Raw genomic sequence first — 15188 nt, forward strand, 5'->3', positions numbered from 1 at the left:
AACCTCACACCTATGGCCTCACGTCCCTCCGCAGCCAAGAAGCAGCCCGCGAAGAAGGCGGCCGCTCCCGCGAAGGGTCCGGCGAAGAAGGCCCCTGCCAAGAAGGCCCCGGCGAAGAAGCCCGCCCCCAAAGCGGCGCCCAGTCCGACGGGAGGCGTCTACCGGGTCGTACGCGCCCTCTGGCTGGGCATCGCGCACGCCGTCGGTGCCGTCTTCCGCGGCATAGGGCAGGGCGCGAAGAACCTCGACCCGGCGCACCGCAAGGACGGCGTCGCCCTGCTGCTGCTCGGCATCTGTCTGATCGTGGCTGCGGGCACCTGGGCCGACCTCAAGGGTCCCGTCGGCGACCTCGTCGAGATCCTCGTCACCGGCGCCTTCGGCCGGCTGGACCTGCTGGTCCCGATCCTGCTCGGCGCCATCGCCGTACGCCTGATCCGGCACCCGGAGAAACCCGAGGCCAACGGCCGGATCGTGATCGGTCTGTCCGCGCTCGTCGTCGGCGTCCTCGGCCAGGTGCACATCGCCTGCGGCTCGCCGGCCCGCGGCGACGGCATGCACGCCATAAGGGACGCCGGCGGCCTCATCGGCTGGGGCGCGGCGACGCCGCTGTCCTACACGATGACGGACGTCCTCGCCGTGCCGCTGCTCGTGCTGCTCACCGTCTTCGGGCTGCTGGTCGTCACGGCCACCCCGGTCAACGCCGTTCCGCAGCGGCTGCGGCAGCTCGGCGTGCGGCTCGGCCTCGTACGCGACCCGGAGGCCGACGGGTTCCCGGAGGACGACGAGCGGTACGACGAGCAGTGGCGCGAGGCGCTGCCCGCGCGGTCACGCAAGCGGGGCGGGCCGGCCGCCGAGCCGTACGACCCCGATGGGACGGAGCAGGAGGCGCTCGCCCGGCGCCGCAGGCCCCGGCGGTCCGCCGTGCCGCAGCCCGAGATGAACCGGCCGATGGACGCCGTGGACGTCGCCGCCGCCGCGGCCGCCGCCCTCGACGGTGCCGTACTGCACGGGATGCCGCCGTCGCCGCTGGTCGCCGACCTCACCCAGGGCGTGAGCACGGGGGAGCGGGAGTCGTCAGCACCGACTCCGACGCCGGTCCCGGCTGCGCGCCCGCAGCCGGGGAAGCTCAAGAAGGACGGTCCCGAGGAGAAGACGGGCGTCCCGGACCTCACCAAGACGCCGATCCCCCAGGAACGGGAGCTTCCGCCCCGCGCCGAGCAGCTCCAGCTCTCGGGCGACATCACCTACTCCCTGCCGGCCCTCGACCTCCTCACGCGCGGCGGCCCCGGCAAGGCGCGCAGCGCCGCCAACGACGCCATAGTCGCCTCACTGACCACCGTCTTCACCGAGTTCAAGGTCGACGCCGCCGTCACCGGATTCACCCGCGGCCCGACGGTCACGCGCTACGAGGTGGAGCTCGGGCCCGCCGTGAAGGTCGAGCGGATCACCGCGCTGGCCAAGAACATCGCCTACGCCGTCGCCAGCCCCGACGTGCGGATCATCAGCCCCATCCCCGGCAAGTCCGCGGTCGGCATCGAGATCCCCAACACCGACCGGGAGATGGTCAACCTCGGCGACGTGCTGCGCCTCGCGGAGTCCGCCGAGGACGACGACCCGATGCTGGTCGCCTTCGGCAAGGACGTCGAGGGCGGCTACGTCATGCACTCGCTGGCGAAGATGCCGCACATGCTGGTCGCGGGCGCCACCGGCTCCGGAAAGTCGTCCTGCATCAACTGCCTGATCACCTCGATCATGATGCGGGCGACCCCGGAGGACGTCCGGATGATCCTGGTCGACCCCAAGCGCGTCGAGCTGACCGCCTACGAGGGCATCCCGCACCTGATCACGCCGATCATCACCAACCCGAAGCGGGCCGCCGAGGCGCTCCAATGGGTCGTACGGGAGATGGACCTCCGCTACGACGACCTCGCGGCCTACGGCTACCGGCACATCGACGACTTCAACCGCGCGGTGCGCGAGGGCAAGGTCAAGCCGCCCGAGGGCAGCGAGCGCGAGCTCCAGCCGTACCCGTACCTGCTGGTGATCGTCGACGAGCTGGCCGACCTGATGATGGTGGCGCCGCGTGACGTCGAGGACGCCATCGTGCGCATCACGCAGCTCGCGCGCGCGGCCGGCATCCACCTGGTGCTCGCCACCCAGCGGCCGTCCGTCGACGTCGTCACCGGCCTGATCAAGGCGAACGTGCCCTCGCGGCTCGCCTTCGCCACGTCCTCGCTCGCCGACTCGCGGGTCATCCTCGACCAGCCCGGAGCCGAGAAGCTGATCGGCAAGGGCGACGGCCTCTTCCTGCCGATGGGCGCGAACAAGCCGACCCGTATGCAGGGCGCGTTCGTGACCGAGGAGGAGGTCCAGGCGGTCGTCCGGCACTGCAAGGAGCAGATGGCGCCCGTCTTCCGGGACGACGTCACCGTCGGGACCAAGCAGAAGAAGGAGATCGACGAGGACATCGGCGACGACCTCGACCTGCTGTGCCAGGCCGCCGAGCTGGTCGTCTCCACGCAGTTCGGGTCGACCTCCATGCTCCAGCGCAAGCTGCGCGTCGGCTTCGCCAAGGCCGGGCGTCTGATGGACCTGATGGAGTCGCGCAGCATCGTCGGACCGAGCGAAGGTTCGAAGGCTCGTGACGTTCTTGTGAAGCCTGATGAGCTGGACGGCGTGCTCGCCGTGATCCGGGGGGAGTCTGAAGGGTAGGGAGCGGTACGCGAGGTTCTCCCCGGCGGGGGTCACGGTCGCCGGCCGATCGTGACTCACCCGTTAGGGATCATTGAGCAACCGTTCCCCCTTGGGGTACGTCAAGTTGAGGGAAGCGACAAACAGATAGTCCACCATCGGGATGTCGGGCCATACCGATGGCGTACAAAGTCGTACCGCCCGGTTGCCCCACCCGTTTGTACCCCCCCTAGACTGAACGTCCAGCACAGGCGGCTAAACGCTCGAAAGGCGCCCCCGTGTCCATCGGCAACTCCCCTGAAGACGAGCGTCCGATCGCAGACGTGTCCCCAGATGTTCCTGACGAGGCCTCCGGCGACGCCCCTCGGGAATCCCGCCCCTCCGTCGGCCGCGCCCTGCAGCAGGCGCGGATCGCCGCCGGGCTGACCGTCGACGACATCACCACCGCCACCCGGGTCCGGATCGCCATCGTGCACGCCATCGAGGCGGACGACTTCGCTCCCTGCGGCGGAGACGTCTACGCGCGCGGTCACATCAGGACCCTCGCCAAGGCCGTCGGGCTCGATCCGGCCGAACTGCTCGCGCAGTTCGACGCCGAACACGGCGGGCGCCCGGCACCGACCCCGGCCGCGCCCCTGTTCGAGGCGGAACGCATCCGTCCCGAGCGGCGCGGACCCAACTGGACCGCCGCCATGGTCGCAGCGATCGTCGCCGTGATCGGCTTCGTCGGCTTCACGTTCGTCAAGGGCGGCGACGACGGCGGCAACGAGGCGAGCGTCGCCGAGGGCTCCCGGCCGACGGCCGGTGAGTCCGCCTCGCCGAGCGCCGAGCCGAAGAAGCCCGCGGCCCCCAAACCCGACCCGACCGACAGCGCCATCGCCGCCGCGCCCCGGGACAAGGTGACCGTCAAGGTCACCGCCGCCGACGGACGCAGCTGGATCTCCGCCCAGGACCACAACGGCCGACTGCTCTTCGACGACATCCTCGAGCGGGGCGACTCGAAGACCTTCCAGGACGACGAGAAGGTCAAGCTGGTCCTCGGCGACGCCGGCGCCATCGAGCTCTACGTCAACGGCAAGAAGATCGAGGACGACTTCCAGCCGGGCGCCGTGGAGCGCCTGACGTACACGAAGGGCGACCCGCAGGTCGGATAAGGGACCGAGGGGACGAGTCACCACGGGGTTGGCCGGGATCGGCCAACCCCGTCGACGTGGGCTGTCGGCGGGACGAAGTACTCTTGAGCCCATGCCTGAAAGCCGTACCGTCGCACTCGTCACCCTTGGCTGCGCCCGTAACGAGGTGGACTCGGAGGAGCTCGCAGGCCGTCTGGAGGCGGACGGCTGGAAGCTCGTCGACGACGCCGAGGAAGCGGACGTCGCCGTCGTGAACACGTGCGGCTTCGTCGAGGCCGCCAAGAAGGACTCCGTGGACGCCCTCCTGGAGGCCAACGACCTCAAGGGCCACGGAAGAACGCAGGCCGTCGTGGCGGTGGGCTGCATGGCCGAGCGGTACGGCAAGGAGCTGGCCGAGGCCCTTCCGGAGGCCGACGGCGTCCTCGGCTTCGACGACTACGCCGACATCTCCGACCGCCTGCAGACCATCCTGAACGGCGGCATCCACGCCGCCCACACCCCGCGCGACCGGCGCAAGCTGCTGCCGATCAGCCCCGCCGAGCGCCAGGAGGCCGGTGCCTCCGTCGCCCTGCCCGGGCACGGCCCGACCGACCTCCCCGAGGGCGTCGCCCCGGCCTCCGGGCCCCGCGCGCCCCTGCGCCGCCGCCTGGACGGCTCCCCGGTCGCCTCGGTGAAGCTGGCCTCCGGCTGCGACCGGCGCTGCTCCTTCTGCGCCATCCCGTCCTTCCGCGGCTCCTTCATCTCGCGCCGCCCCAGCGACGTGCTGAACGAGACGCGGTGGCTGGCCGAGCAGGGCGTCAAGGAGATCATGCTGGTCTCCGAGAACAACACCTCCTACGGCAAGGACCTCGGCGACATCCGCCTGCTGGAGTCGCTGCTGCCGAACCTCGCCGAGGTCGACGGCATCGAGCGGGTGCGCGTCAGCTACCTCCAGCCGGCCGAGATGCGCCCCGGCCTGATCGACGTGCTGACCTCCACGCCGAAGGTCGTGCCCTACTTCGATCTCTCCTTCCAGCACTCCGCTCCGAACGTGCTCCGCGCGATGCGCCGCTTCGGCGACACCGACCGCTTCCTGGAGCTGCTGGACACCATCCGGAGCAAGGCACCCGAGGCCGGTGTGCGCTCCAACTTCATCGTGGGCTTCCCCGGCGAGTCCGCCTCCGACCTGGCCGAGCTGGAGCGGTTCCTGAACCACGCGCGGCTCGACGCCATCGGCGTCTTCGGCTACTCCGACGAGGAGGGCACCGAGGCGGCGACCTACGACGACAAGCTGGACGAGGACGTCGTCGCCGAGCGGCTGGCCCGTGTGTCCCGCCTCGCCGAGGAACTGGTCTCGCAGCGGGCCGAGGAGCGGGTCGGCGCGACGGTGCGGGTCCTCGTGGAGTCCGTGGAGTCCGCCGACGAGGGGGACGGCGTCCGCGGTCGTGCCGAGCACCAGGCGCCCGAGACCGACGGCCAGGTGCTGCTCACGAGCGGCGAAGGCCTGCGGGTCGGAAGTATGGTCGAGGCGAAGGTGGTCGGTACGGAGGGTGTCGACCTGGTGGCCGAGCCGCTGCCGGAGTCGTCCGCGTGGAGTGAGGAGGCCGGCAGATGACGGGAGTCCCGGCGTCCGCGGCGGGCGGATCCTCCGGTGCGCGCAGGACCGGGGGTGCGACCGAGGGCGGTGCCGCCGGGCGCGGCGGCAAGATCGCCGCGGCCGCCGTCAACCAGGCGAGCGTGTGGAACGTCGCCAATCTGCTGACGATGCTCCGACTGCTCCTCGTGCCGGCCTTCGTCGCCCTGATGCTCGGCAACGGCGGGTACGACCCGGCCTGGCGCTCGTTCGCCTGGGCCGCCTTCGCCATCGCCATGATCACCGACCTGTTCGACGGCCATCTGGCGCGCACCTACAACCTCGTCACCGACTTCGGAAAGATCGCCGACCCCATCGCCGACAAGGCGATCATGGGGGCGGCGCTCATCTGTCTGTCCTCCCTGGGTGATCTGCCCTGGTGGGTGACGGCCGTCATCCTCGGCCGGGAACTCGGGATCACCGTCCTGCGTTTCGTGGTCATCCGGTACGGCGTCATCCCCGCGAGCCGGGGCGGCAAGCTCAAGACCCTCACCCAGGGCGTGGCCGTCGGCATGTACGTCCTGGCGCTGACGGGACCCTTGGCGACGCTGAGGTTCTGGGTGATGGCCGCGGCGGTCGTCCTGACCGTGGTGACCGGACTGGACTACGTGAAACAGGCCATTGTGCTGCGCCGCCGGGGAATCGCCGAGCGCAGAGCGGCGTTGAAGGAGACGGAAGTTTGAGTTCCACAGCCGCCGACGTGGTGCGGCTACTCACGGTCAGGGGCGAGACCCTCGCGGTCGCCGAGTCACTGACCGGTGGGCTGGTGGCGGCCGGTATCACTTCGGTCCCCGGTGCCTCCAAGGCGTTCCGGGGCTCGGTCACTGCCTACGCGACGGAGCTCAAGCGGGACCTGCTCGGCGTCGACGCCACCCTGCTCGAGACTCGAGGAGCGGTGGACCCGCAGGTCGCCGCCCAGATGGCGGCAGGCGTGCGCAGGGCGCTGGGCGCCGACTGGGGTATCGCGACCACGGGTGTGGCGGGCCCCGACCCGCAGGACGGACAGCCTGTCGGCACGGTTTTCGTGGCCGTCGACGGGCCTGCCGGAGGAGACGGTGGTTCCGCCCGTGGCGGAAAAGTGGAGGCGCTGCGGTTGAACGGCGATCGCGCGGAAATTCGTATGGAGAGTGTACGGAGCGTACTCGCACTCCTCTTGAGAGGACTTGCGGGCGAACAGACCGGGAATGAGCGGGCACAGGATACGGAACGGAACGGGGGGTTTTGATGTTTGCAGCCCTGAGTGAACACGACATCGCTCCCCGCACGGCCGCGGCGCGAGGCGGTACGGTGGGGCGTGAAGGATGCGGTTACACGGTCCGAGGAGGGAGCCACCGATGATTCTGCTCCGTCGCCTGCTGGGTGACGTGCTGCGTCGGCAGCGCCAACGCCAGGGCCGTACTCTGCGCGAAGTCTCCTCGTCCGCCCGAGTCTCACTCGGCTATCTCTCCGAGGTGGAGCGGGGGCAGAAGGAGGCCTCTTCCGAACTGCTCTCCGCCATCTGCGACGCGCTGGACGTACGGATGTCCGAACTCATGCGGGAAGTGAGCGATGAGCTCGCCCTCGCCGAGCTGGCCCAGTCCGCTGCGGCCACGCCCAGCGAGACCGTTCCCGCCCCGGTTCGCCCGATGCTTGGTTCCGTGTCGGTGACCGGTGTGCCACCGGAACGGGTGACCATCAAGGCGCCCGCGGAGGCGGTGGACGTCGTCGCCGCCTGAGCGCTGCGAACGTGTGCGTGTGAGGCCCCGGCCGGGGCTTCTCCGGGAAACCGGAGAGGTGCGGTCGGGGTTTTTGCGTGCGTGGAGGCAGGGACGTCGGTGGCGACGGTCGGTTGTGCCCGGTTTGCCGGTCTTCGGCGGTGCGGTCATCGTGGAGGGACTGGCTGTGGCGGGAGCGGCCGGGGGGCCTACCGACGGAGGTGTGGATGTACGTCGTGAAGAGCCCGTTGTCCGACGCGAACCTGAAGACCGTCTCCGAGGCACTGCAGGGCGGCCTCGTCGACCTGGTGGACCTGGCCCTGGTGGCGAAGCAGATCCACTGGAACGTCGTCGGCCCGCGGTTCCGCTCCGTCCACCTCCAGCTCGACGAACTCGTCGACACCGCGCGCACGCACTCGGACACCGTGGCCGAGCGTGCCTCTGCGCTGGGGGTCTCCCCTGACGGGCGTGCCGCGACCGTGGCCGTCGGCAGCGGAATCGACGTGACGCCGGAGGGGTGGGTCGACGACACCACCGCGGTGCAGACGATCGTGGACGCGCTGGGCGCGGTGATCGCGCGGATGCGGGAGCGGGTCGCGGCGACCGGGGACCCCGACCCCGTGAGCCAGGACATCTTCATCCAGATCACGGCCGATCTCGAGAAACAGCACTGGATGTTCCAGGCCGGGAACGGCTGACGCGGCCATGGCGCCGGCGCGGACTGCTCGCCGGGCGGCCGCGCTGGGACTCGGCGCGCTGTGGTGGTGGGCCGTGCTGCGCCTGGCGCTCGAACCCGGGGCGGGGGTGCTCGAAGGGGCGGTCGCGGTCGGTGGCTGGGGGCTGAGCGTGCTGCCGGTGCACTGTGTGCCCAGGCGGGAGGCCGTGGGCGCCCTGGGCGTGGGGCGGTGGCGGCGGGCCCTGCTCACGGCTGTGGGTGGCCGGAGTCCGTCGAGAGCCCGCGTGGACGGAAGCCGGGGCCCGGAACGGTCGGACGGCTCGGCGCCGTGAACGGGCGGGCCGAGGTGCAGCGCTTTACAGGGCTCCGCGATCGAGCTAACGTACAACCAAATGGTTGTAGATGGGGTTTCCGGAGAAGCAGAAGAAGCCGAGGGGAGCGTGGACCGCTTGTTCCACGCCCTGGCCGACACCACACGCCGTGACATCCTGCGTCGCTGCGTACGGGACGACCTCTCGGTGTCGCGGCTGGCCGAGGCCTACCCGATGAGCTTCGCCGCGGTGCAGAAGCATGTCGCGGTACTGGAGCGGGCCGGCCTGGTGGTCAAGCAACGCCGTGGACGGGAGCAGCTCGTGCGCACCGAACCCGACGCGGTCGACCGGGCCCGCCAGGCCCTGGACGAACTCGAGACGGCCTGGCGGGGCCGGGTGGAGCGGATGTCCCGTCTGCTCGCCGGAGAAGCGGACTCCGACGTGCCCGACCCGATGGAAGGAACGGACCGATGAGCGTCACCAGTCTGAACAAGGACGTCGAGAACCTGACCCTCACCCTGATCGCCGACTTCGCCGCTCCCGTCGAACGGGTGTGGCAGCTGTGGTCCGACCCCCGGCAGTTGGAGCGCTGGTGGGGTCCGCCGACCTACCCGGCGACGGTGGAGCAGTACGACCTGACCCCGGGCGGGGACGTCACGTACTTCATGACCGGCCCGGACGGCGGCAAGTACCGGGGCTGGTGGCGGGTCGCCACGGTGGACGCGCCGACGTCCCTGGAGTTCACCGACGGCTTCGCCGACGAGGACGGCGTGCCGAACCCGGACATGCCGACGACCACCACCAGGGTCACGCTCACCGACCGCGAGGGCGGCACCCGCATGGAGATGCGGTCGGTCTTCGACACCCGGGAGCAGATGGACCAGCTGATGAAGATGGGCATGGAGGAGGGGCTGCGCGAGGCGGCCGGTCAGATGGACGGCCTGCTCGTCGGCTGAGTCAGCCCTGCCCGCGCTTCGGTCCGGGCTTGTGCTTCGTTCCGGGCTCGTGCCTCGGTCCGGGCTCGCGCTTCGGCCCGGTGGCGGCGCGACCGGGTGCGGGGCCGGCCTGGCAGACCGGGCACCAGTACGTGGGCCGCTCACGCGAGCCGTCGCCCTGGTCCGCCACGCGGACCGACGTACCGCAGCGCAGGCAGGGCCGGGGTGCGCGGCCGTACACGAACAGGTCCTGGCCGCGCAGGCCCGTGGTGCGGCGGACCGGGCGGTCGCGGTTGGCCTCCAGGAGCCGCTTCGCGAGCGCGGGCACCTTCGCGGCGTATGCGGGGGGCAGGGCTCCTACGGGCAGCCAGGGGGTGACGCCGAGCAGGAAACAGAGCTCGCACTTGTAGACATTGCCGATGCCGGCGAGGTTGCGCTGGTCCAGCAGGGCCTCGCCGAGGGGGCGGGCGGGGTCACCGAGCAGGTTGGCCAGGGCCTGGTCGGGGTCCCAGTCCGGGCCCAGCAGGTCGGGGCCGAGGTGACCGACGGCGCGCTCCTCGTCGGCCGTGCGGAGGATCTCCAGTACCGGGAGGCGGTATCCGACGGCCGTGCGGTCGGCGGTGCCGAGCACGGCACGGATCTGGTGCGCGGGGCCGCCGCTCCAGCGTCGGCCGGCGGCGAACACCTTCCAGGAGCCGTCCATCCGCAGGTGCGAGTGGACCGTCAGACCGCCCTCGACGCGGGCCAGCAGGTGCTTGCCGCGTGCGGTGACGTCCAGGACCGCGCGGCCGGTGAGGTCGACCGTGGCGTACCGGGGGACGCGGAAGTCGCTGCGGGTCAGCACCTCGCCCGCGAGGGCGTCGTGCAGCCGCCGCGCGGCCTGCCAGACCGTGTCTCCTTCGGGCATGGGTCAAGGGTGACAGGCTCAGGCGCGGATGCGCAGGCCGCGCGGGGTGGCGACGAACCCCGCGTTCTCCAGCAGCGGGCCGAACGGGGAGGTCAGGGCCGCCGCGCCGTTGACTCGCTCCACCGTGACCGTGCCGAGGGAACCGGCACGGGCCGCCTCGGCGAGTGCATCGGCCGCGGCGCGCAGGCGGGGATCGTCGGTGGGCAGGTCGTCGGGGGCGGACGGCCACAGCAGGAGCGTCTTGCCGCCGCGCTCCATGTAGAGCGCGGGCTCGCCCTCGACCAGCACCACCAGGGACCCTGCCTTGCGGCCCGGCTTGTGCGTGGCACCGTCCGGGGGTTCGGGCCAGGGAAGCGCCGCGCCGTAGGCGTTCGCCGGGTCCGCGGCGGCCAGCACGACGGCCGGCGGACCGGCGGAGGGGCGGCTGCGGCGGCCGGCCAAGCCGGACTCGTACGCACCGCGTGGGTTGCGGAATCCGCCGTCCGCGCCGCCGCGGGGGCCCCCGAAGCCGCCATCGACGTTGCCGCGCGGACCTCCGAAGCCGCCGAAGCCGCCGAAACCGCCGTGCGCGCCGCTTCCGCGGGGGCCGCCGGCGCCCGGTTCGGCGTAGTCACGGGGCGAGATGTAGTCACCCCGGGACGGTGACCGGCCCAGTCCGTCCGGGTCTGCGAAGACGTCGTCCGAGGGGTCAGGAGCGCCGGAAGAGCCGGGGGACGCGTGGCTGCCGGAAGGGAAGTCGGCGAACGGGACGTCGAAGGGGGCGTCGGCGGCCGGGCCGGGGAAGCCGCCGGACGCGGCCGGACTGTCGGGGCCGCCGGTGAAGCCCGCGCGTCCGGGCGGGCCCTCGCCGCGCTCCCGGGCGTTGGCGACCGCACGCAACCGGTCCACGGCGCCCTCCATGGCGAACTGCGCCGCCCCGAGCCCCTCCACGACGTAGCCCCGCCGGGCCTGCCCGCTCTCCTCGAAGGCAGCCAGGATCCGGTACACCGCGGAGAAGCCGCCCTCCACGCCCTCGGCGGCCACGGCGCCCCTGGTCACCACGCCGTGCCGGTCGAGGAACGTGCGGGCCAGCGCGTGCGCGCGCACCGTGGGGTCGGCCTCGCGGGCCGGGAGCAGCGACCACCGGCCGGCCACGGTCGGCGGCCCGCCGCGGGAGGCGGGCCGGGCGGCGGCCGTCAGCGAGCCGTACCGTCCGCGGGGTACGGCTCGCTTGGCGCGGTGGGCGGTGGAGCCCGCGGTGCGGCCGGAGCCCAGCAGCGAGCGCAGGGGCGCGAGCGTGTCGTTGGTCAGCCGTCCCGACCAGGCCAGCTCCCAGAGGGCGTCGGCCAGCTGCGGATCGGTGACGTCCGGGTGGGTGGTCGCACGGACCTGGTCGGCGATCTGCCGGAAGAAGAGGCCGTACCCGCCCGAGAGGATGTTCAGGACGGACTCGTGCAGAGCGGTCGTCTCCAGGGGGTGCGGAGGAGGCAGGAGGAGCGGGGCCGCGTCCGCGAGGTAGAGGGAGACCCAGCCGTCCTTGCCGGGGAGCGAGCCGGCTCCGGCCCACACCACCTCGCCGGCGGCCGTGAGTTCGTCCAGCATCGCCGGGTTGTAGTGCGCCACCCGTGACGGCAGTACCAGCTTCTCCAGGGCGGAGGCGGGCACGGAGGCGCCCTGCAACTGCTCGACGGCGCGGACCAGCCCGTCGATGCCGCGCAGCGAGTGCCCCTTGCCGATGTGCTGCCACTGGGGGAGGAACTGGCCGAGCGCGGCCGGCGGCACCGGCTCGAGCTCGTGCCGGAGCGCGGCCAGGGAACGGCGCCGCAGCCGGCGCAGGACGGTCGCGTCGCACCACTCCTGGCCGATGCCGGCCGGGTGGAACTCGCCCTGTACGACCCGGCCCGCCGCGGCCAGCCGCTGCAGTGCGCCCTCGGTGACCGCGACGCCCAGGCCGAAGCGGGCCGCCGCGGTGACCGAGGTGAACGGGCCGTGGGTGCGGGCGTGACGGGCCAGGAGGTCGCCGAGGGGGTCCTTGACCGGCTCGGTGAAGGCCTCGGGCACGCCGACGGGCAGCGCGGTGCCCAGCGCGTCGCGCAGTCGGCCGGCGTCCTCGACCGCCGCCCAGTGGTCGGCGCCGGCGATCCGTACCTTGATCGCGCGCCGGGCGGCGGCCAGCTCCGGGGCCCACTGCGGCTCGGCACCCCGCTCGGCCAGCTCGGCGTCCGTGAGCGGACCGAGCAGCCGCAGCAGATCCGCGACGCCCTCCGGGTCCTTCACCCGGCGGTCCTCGGTGAGCCACTGCAGCTCGCGCTCCAGCTCGGTCAGCACCTCCGCGTCGAGCAGCTCGCGCAGCTCCGCCTGGCCGAGCAGTTCGGCCAGCAGCCGGGAGTCCAGGGACAGGGCGGCGGCCCGGCGCTCGGCGAGGGGAGAGTCGCCCTCGTACAGGAACTGTGCGACGTAGCCGAAGAGCAGCGAGCGGGCGAACGGCGACGGCTCCGGGGTGGTGACCTCGACCAGACGCACCTTGCGCGATTCCAGGTCGCCCATCAGCTCGACCAGTCCGGGCACGTCGAAGACGTCCTGGAGGCACTCGCGGATCGCCTCCAGGACGATCGGGAACGAGCCGTACTCGCTCGCCACCTCCAGCAGCTGCGCGGCGCGCTGGCGCTGCTGCCACAACGGGGTGCGCTTGCCGGGGCTGCGTCGTGGCAGCAGCAGCGCACGGGCGGCGCACTCCCGGAACCGGGACGCGAACAGCGCGGAGCCGCCCACCTGGTCGGTGACGACCCGGTCGACCTCACTCTTGTCGAAGACGACGTCGGCGGCGCCGACGGGTGCCTTCTCGGCGTCGTACTCGAGGCCCGGCTTCGCGGGGTCCTGGTCGAGGAAGTCCAGGCCCATGAGGTCGGCGTCCGGCAGGCGCAGCACGATGCCGTCGTCGGCGTGCATGACCTGGGCGTCCATGCCGTACCGCTCGGTCAGCTTGGCGCCGAGCGCGAGCGCCCACGGGGCGTGGACCTGCGCACCGAAGGGGGAGTGGACCACGACCCGCCAGTCGCCCAGCTCGTCCCGGAAGCGCTCCACCACGATGGTGCGGTCGTCGGGGACGTGGCCGCAGGCCTCGCGCTGCTCGTCGAGGTAGGACAGCACGTTGTCCGCGGCCCAGGCGTCCAGTCCGGCGGTGACCAGGCGCAGGCGGGCGTCCTCCTTGGTGAGGGAGCCGACCTCGCGCAGGAACGCGCCGAGTGCGCGGCCCAGCTCCAGGGGTCGGCCCAGCTGGTCGCCCTTCCAGAACGGCAGCCTGCCCGGCACGCCGGGAGCGGGGGAGACCAGGACCCGGTCGCGGGTGATGTCCTCGATGCGCCAGGAACTGGTGCCGAGCGTGAAGACGTCCCCCACGCGGGACTCGTACACCATCTCCTCGTCGAGCTCGCCTACCCGGCCGCCGCCCTTCTTCGGGTCCGCACCCGCGAGGAAGACCCCGAAGAGCCCGCGGTCGGGGATCGTGCCGCCGGAGGTGACCGCGAGGCGCTGCGCGCCCGGCCGGCCGGTGACCGTGCCGGCGACCCGGTCCCAGACCACGCGCGGGCGCAGTTCGGCGAAGGCGTCGGACGGGTAGCGGCCCGCGAGCATGTCCAGGACGGCGGTGAAGGCCGACTCCGGCAGCGAGGCGAAGGGGGCGGCGCGGCGGACGGTGGCGAGCAGGTCGTCGACCTGCCAGGTGTCCAGGGCCGTCATCGCCACGATCTGCTGCGCCAGGACGTCCAGCGGATTGGCCGGGATCCGGAGCGCTTCGATGGCCCCGTCGCGCATCCGCTCGGTGACCACGGCCGCCTGCACGAGGTCCCGCGGTACTTGGGGAAGACCACGCCCGTGGAGACGGCGCCGACCTGGTGCCCCGCGCGGCCGACGCGCTGGAGCCCCGAGGCGACGGAGGGGGGTGACTCGACCTGGACGACCAGGTCGACGGCGCCCATGTCGATGCCCAGCTCCAGGCTGGAGGTCGCCACCACCGCGGGCAGGCGGCCCGCCTTGAGGTCCTCCTCGACGAGGGCGCGCTGCTCCTTGGAGACCGAGCCGTGGTGGGCGCGGGCGATCACGGGCGGGGCGCCCTGCGCGGCGCCGGAGCCGCCCATGAGTTCGGCGGGGGAGTGGTGCTCGCCCAGCGGCTCGCCGGTGGCCCGCTCGTAGGCGATCTCGTTGAGCCTGTTGCACAGGCGTTCGGCCAGGCGGCGGGAGTTGGCGAAGACGATCGTGGAGCGGTGCGACTGGACGAGGTCGGTGATGCGCTCCTCGACGTGTGGCCAGATCGACGGGCGTTCCGCGCCCTCGTTGCCGTCCGCGACCGGGGAGCCGCCCAGCTCGCCCAGGTCCTCGACCGGGACGACCACGGACAGGTCGAACTCCTTGCCGGAGTCCGGCTGGACGATCTCCACCTTGCCGCGCGGGGCCAGGAACCGGGCGACCTCGTCCACCGGGCGGACCGTGGCCGACAGTCCGATACGGCGGGCCGGCTTCGGCAGCAGCTCGTCCAGCCGCTCCAGGGTGAGCGCGAGATGGGCGCCGCGCTTGGTGCCCGCCACCGCGTGCACCTCGTCCAGGATCACCGTCTCCACGCCGGTCAGCGCATCGCGCGTGGCCGACGTCAGCATCAGGAACAGGGACTCCGGGGTGGTGATCAGGATGTCCGGCGGACGGGTGGACAGGGCACGGCGCTCGGCGGCGGGGGTGTCGCCGGAGCGGATACCGACCTTGACCTCGGGCTCGGGCAGACCGAGCCGGACGGATTCCTGGCGGATGCCGGTCAGCGGACTGCGGAGGTTGCGCTCGACGTCGACGGCGAGGGCCTTGAGCGGGGAGACGTACAGGACCCGGCAGCGCTTCTTGGGTTCGGCGGGCGGCGGCGTCGACGCCAGCTGGTCCAGGGCGGCGAGGAAGGCGGCCAGCGTCTTGCCGGAGCCGGTGGGGGCGACCACCAGCACGTCGGAGCCCTCCGAGATGGCCTGCCACGCCCCCGCCTGCGCGGCGGTGGGCGCGGAGAAGGCCCCCGTGAACCAGCCGCGGGTCGCGGGGGAGAAGCCGTCCAGGGCTCGGTGTGCGGAGCTGACCATGGATCCATCGTGCACCCGGGCACTGACAATCGGCCTGAGCCGGGCGGATGCGCTGCCGCTGCGGTGGCGCGGGGGCAGGTGGGGCGGTGTGTACCCGGGCCGGACCGCGAGGACAGGGAGGACGGAGAGGACGGCCGCC

At 72.4% G+C, this 15188-nt stretch carries 11 protein-coding genes and 1 pseudogene; 10 read left to right on the plus strand and 2 right to left on the minus strand.

Annotated features, from left to right (window positions below):
- Positions 1 to 12 precede the first annotated feature (12 nt).
- The 10 genes from ACLIN4_RS26075 to ACLIN4_RS26120 all read left to right on the plus strand — a co-directional run bounded on the left by ACLIN4_RS26075 (position 13) and on the right by ACLIN4_RS26120 (position 9073).
- A complete protein-coding gene (locus ACLIN4_RS26075; RefSeq protein ID WP_382086450.1) occupies positions 13 to 2712 on the plus strand; it encodes a DNA translocase FtsK in 2700 nt (899 codons plus the stop codon).
- Between the two features lie 257 nt (positions 2713 to 2969).
- Positions 2970 to 3845: a helix-turn-helix domain-containing protein gene (locus ACLIN4_RS26080; protein WP_100045189.1), complete on the plus strand. Its 876-nt coding sequence runs from the start codon at positions 2970 to 2972 to the stop codon at positions 3843 to 3845.
- 91 nt (positions 3846 to 3936) lie between these two features.
- Positions 3937 to 5418 (plus strand): 30S ribosomal protein S12 methylthiotransferase RimO, encoded by a 1482-nt coding sequence (gene rimO, locus ACLIN4_RS26085; RefSeq protein WP_107479594.1) that lies wholly within the window; start codon positions 3937 to 3939, stop codon positions 5416 to 5418.
- On the plus strand, positions 5415 to 6119 hold the full coding sequence (gene pgsA, locus ACLIN4_RS26090) for a CDP-diacylglycerol--glycerol-3-phosphate 3-phosphatidyltransferase (RefSeq protein ID WP_107479595.1): 705 nt from the start codon (positions 5415 to 5417) through the stop codon (positions 6117 to 6119). Before rimO ends, pgsA begins: the two co-directional genes overlap by 4 nt.
- The gene (locus tag ACLIN4_RS26095) at positions 6116 to 6661 is read left to right on the plus strand and encodes a CinA family protein (RefSeq protein ID WP_107479596.1); all 546 of its coding nucleotides are present in this window, start codon (positions 6116 to 6118) and stop codon (positions 6659 to 6661) included. The genes pgsA and ACLIN4_RS26095 overlap by 4 nt, the downstream gene beginning before the upstream one ends.
- Before the next feature lie 109 nt (positions 6662 to 6770).
- Positions 6771 to 7151, plus strand: coding sequence for a helix-turn-helix domain-containing protein (locus ACLIN4_RS26100; protein ID WP_007387871.1), 381 nt, complete (start codon positions 6771 to 6773; stop codon positions 7149 to 7151).
- A gap of 206 nt (positions 7152 to 7357) precedes the next feature.
- Complete coding sequence (locus tag ACLIN4_RS26105) at positions 7358 to 7828, plus strand: Dps family protein (protein ID WP_107479597.1); 471 nt, start codon at positions 7358 to 7360, stop codon at positions 7826 to 7828.
- A gap of 7 nt (positions 7829 to 7835) precedes the next feature.
- The gene (locus tag ACLIN4_RS26110; protein WP_411576282.1) at positions 7836 to 8138 is read left to right on the plus strand and encodes a hypothetical protein; all 303 of its coding nucleotides are present in this window, start codon (positions 7836 to 7838) and stop codon (positions 8136 to 8138) included.
- A gap of 60 nt (positions 8139 to 8198) precedes the next feature.
- Positions 8199 to 8591 carry an ArsR/SmtB family transcription factor gene (locus ACLIN4_RS26115; RefSeq protein ID WP_100045183.1) on the plus strand — a complete coding sequence of 131 codons (393 nt, stop codon included), beginning with the start codon at positions 8199 to 8201 and terminating at the stop codon, positions 8589 to 8591.
- Positions 8588 to 9073, plus strand: a complete 486-nt coding sequence (locus ACLIN4_RS26120) for an SRPBCC family protein (RefSeq protein ID WP_382086446.1) — start codon at positions 8588 to 8590, stop codon at positions 9071 to 9073. Before ACLIN4_RS26115 ends, ACLIN4_RS26120 begins: the two co-directional genes overlap by 4 nt.
- Position 9074: 1 nt before the next feature.
- On the opposite strand, the gene ACLIN4_RS26125 is transcribed toward ACLIN4_RS26120, so the two are convergent.
- Together ACLIN4_RS26125 and ACLIN4_RS26130 are read right to left on the minus strand one after the other, a co-directional pair.
- A complete protein-coding gene (locus tag ACLIN4_RS26125) occupies positions 9075 to 9959 on the minus strand; it encodes an Fpg/Nei family DNA glycosylase (protein WP_411576283.1) in 885 nt (294 codons plus the stop codon).
- 18 nt (positions 9960 to 9977) lie between these two features.
- A pseudogene (locus tag ACLIN4_RS26130) lies at positions 9978 to 15049 on the minus strand (ATP-dependent helicase).
- Positions 15050 to 15188 lie beyond the last annotated feature (139 nt).

This window comes from Streptomyces mutabilis, from assembly GCF_046628145.1.
GTDB classification, from domain to species: Bacteria; Actinomycetota; Actinomycetes; order Streptomycetales; family Streptomycetaceae; genus Streptomyces; species Streptomyces mutabilis.

Coding starts and splice junctions, on each gene's coding strand:
- pgsA (WP_107479595.1), top strand. CDS start 5,415: ATGACGGGAGTCCCGGCGTCCGCGGCGGGCGGATCCTCCGGTGCGCGC.
- ACLIN4_RS26120 (WP_382086446.1), top strand. CDS start 8,588: ATGAGCGTCACCAGTCTGAACAAGGACGTCGAGAACCTGACCCTCACC.
- ACLIN4_RS26100 (WP_007387871.1), top strand. CDS start 6,771: ATGATTCTGCTCCGTCGCCTGCTGGGTGACGTGCTGCGTCGGCAGCGC.
- ACLIN4_RS26075 (WP_382086450.1), top strand. CDS start 13: ATGGCCTCACGTCCCTCCGCAGCCAAGAAGCAGCCCGCGAAGAAGGCG.
- ACLIN4_RS26125 (WP_411576283.1), bottom strand. CDS start 9,959: ATGCCCGAAGGAGACACGGTCTGGCAGGCCGCGCGGCGGCTGCACGAC.
- ACLIN4_RS26115 (WP_100045183.1), top strand. CDS start 8,199: ATGGTTGTAGATGGGGTTTCCGGAGAAGCAGAAGAAGCCGAGGGGAGC.
- rimO (WP_107479594.1), top strand. CDS start 3,937: ATGCCTGAAAGCCGTACCGTCGCACTCGTCACCCTTGGCTGCGCCCGT.
- ACLIN4_RS26105 (WP_107479597.1), top strand. CDS start 7,358: ATGTACGTCGTGAAGAGCCCGTTGTCCGACGCGAACCTGAAGACCGTC.
- ACLIN4_RS26110 (WP_411576282.1), top strand. CDS start 7,836: ATGGCGCCGGCGCGGACTGCTCGCCGGGCGGCCGCGCTGGGACTCGGC.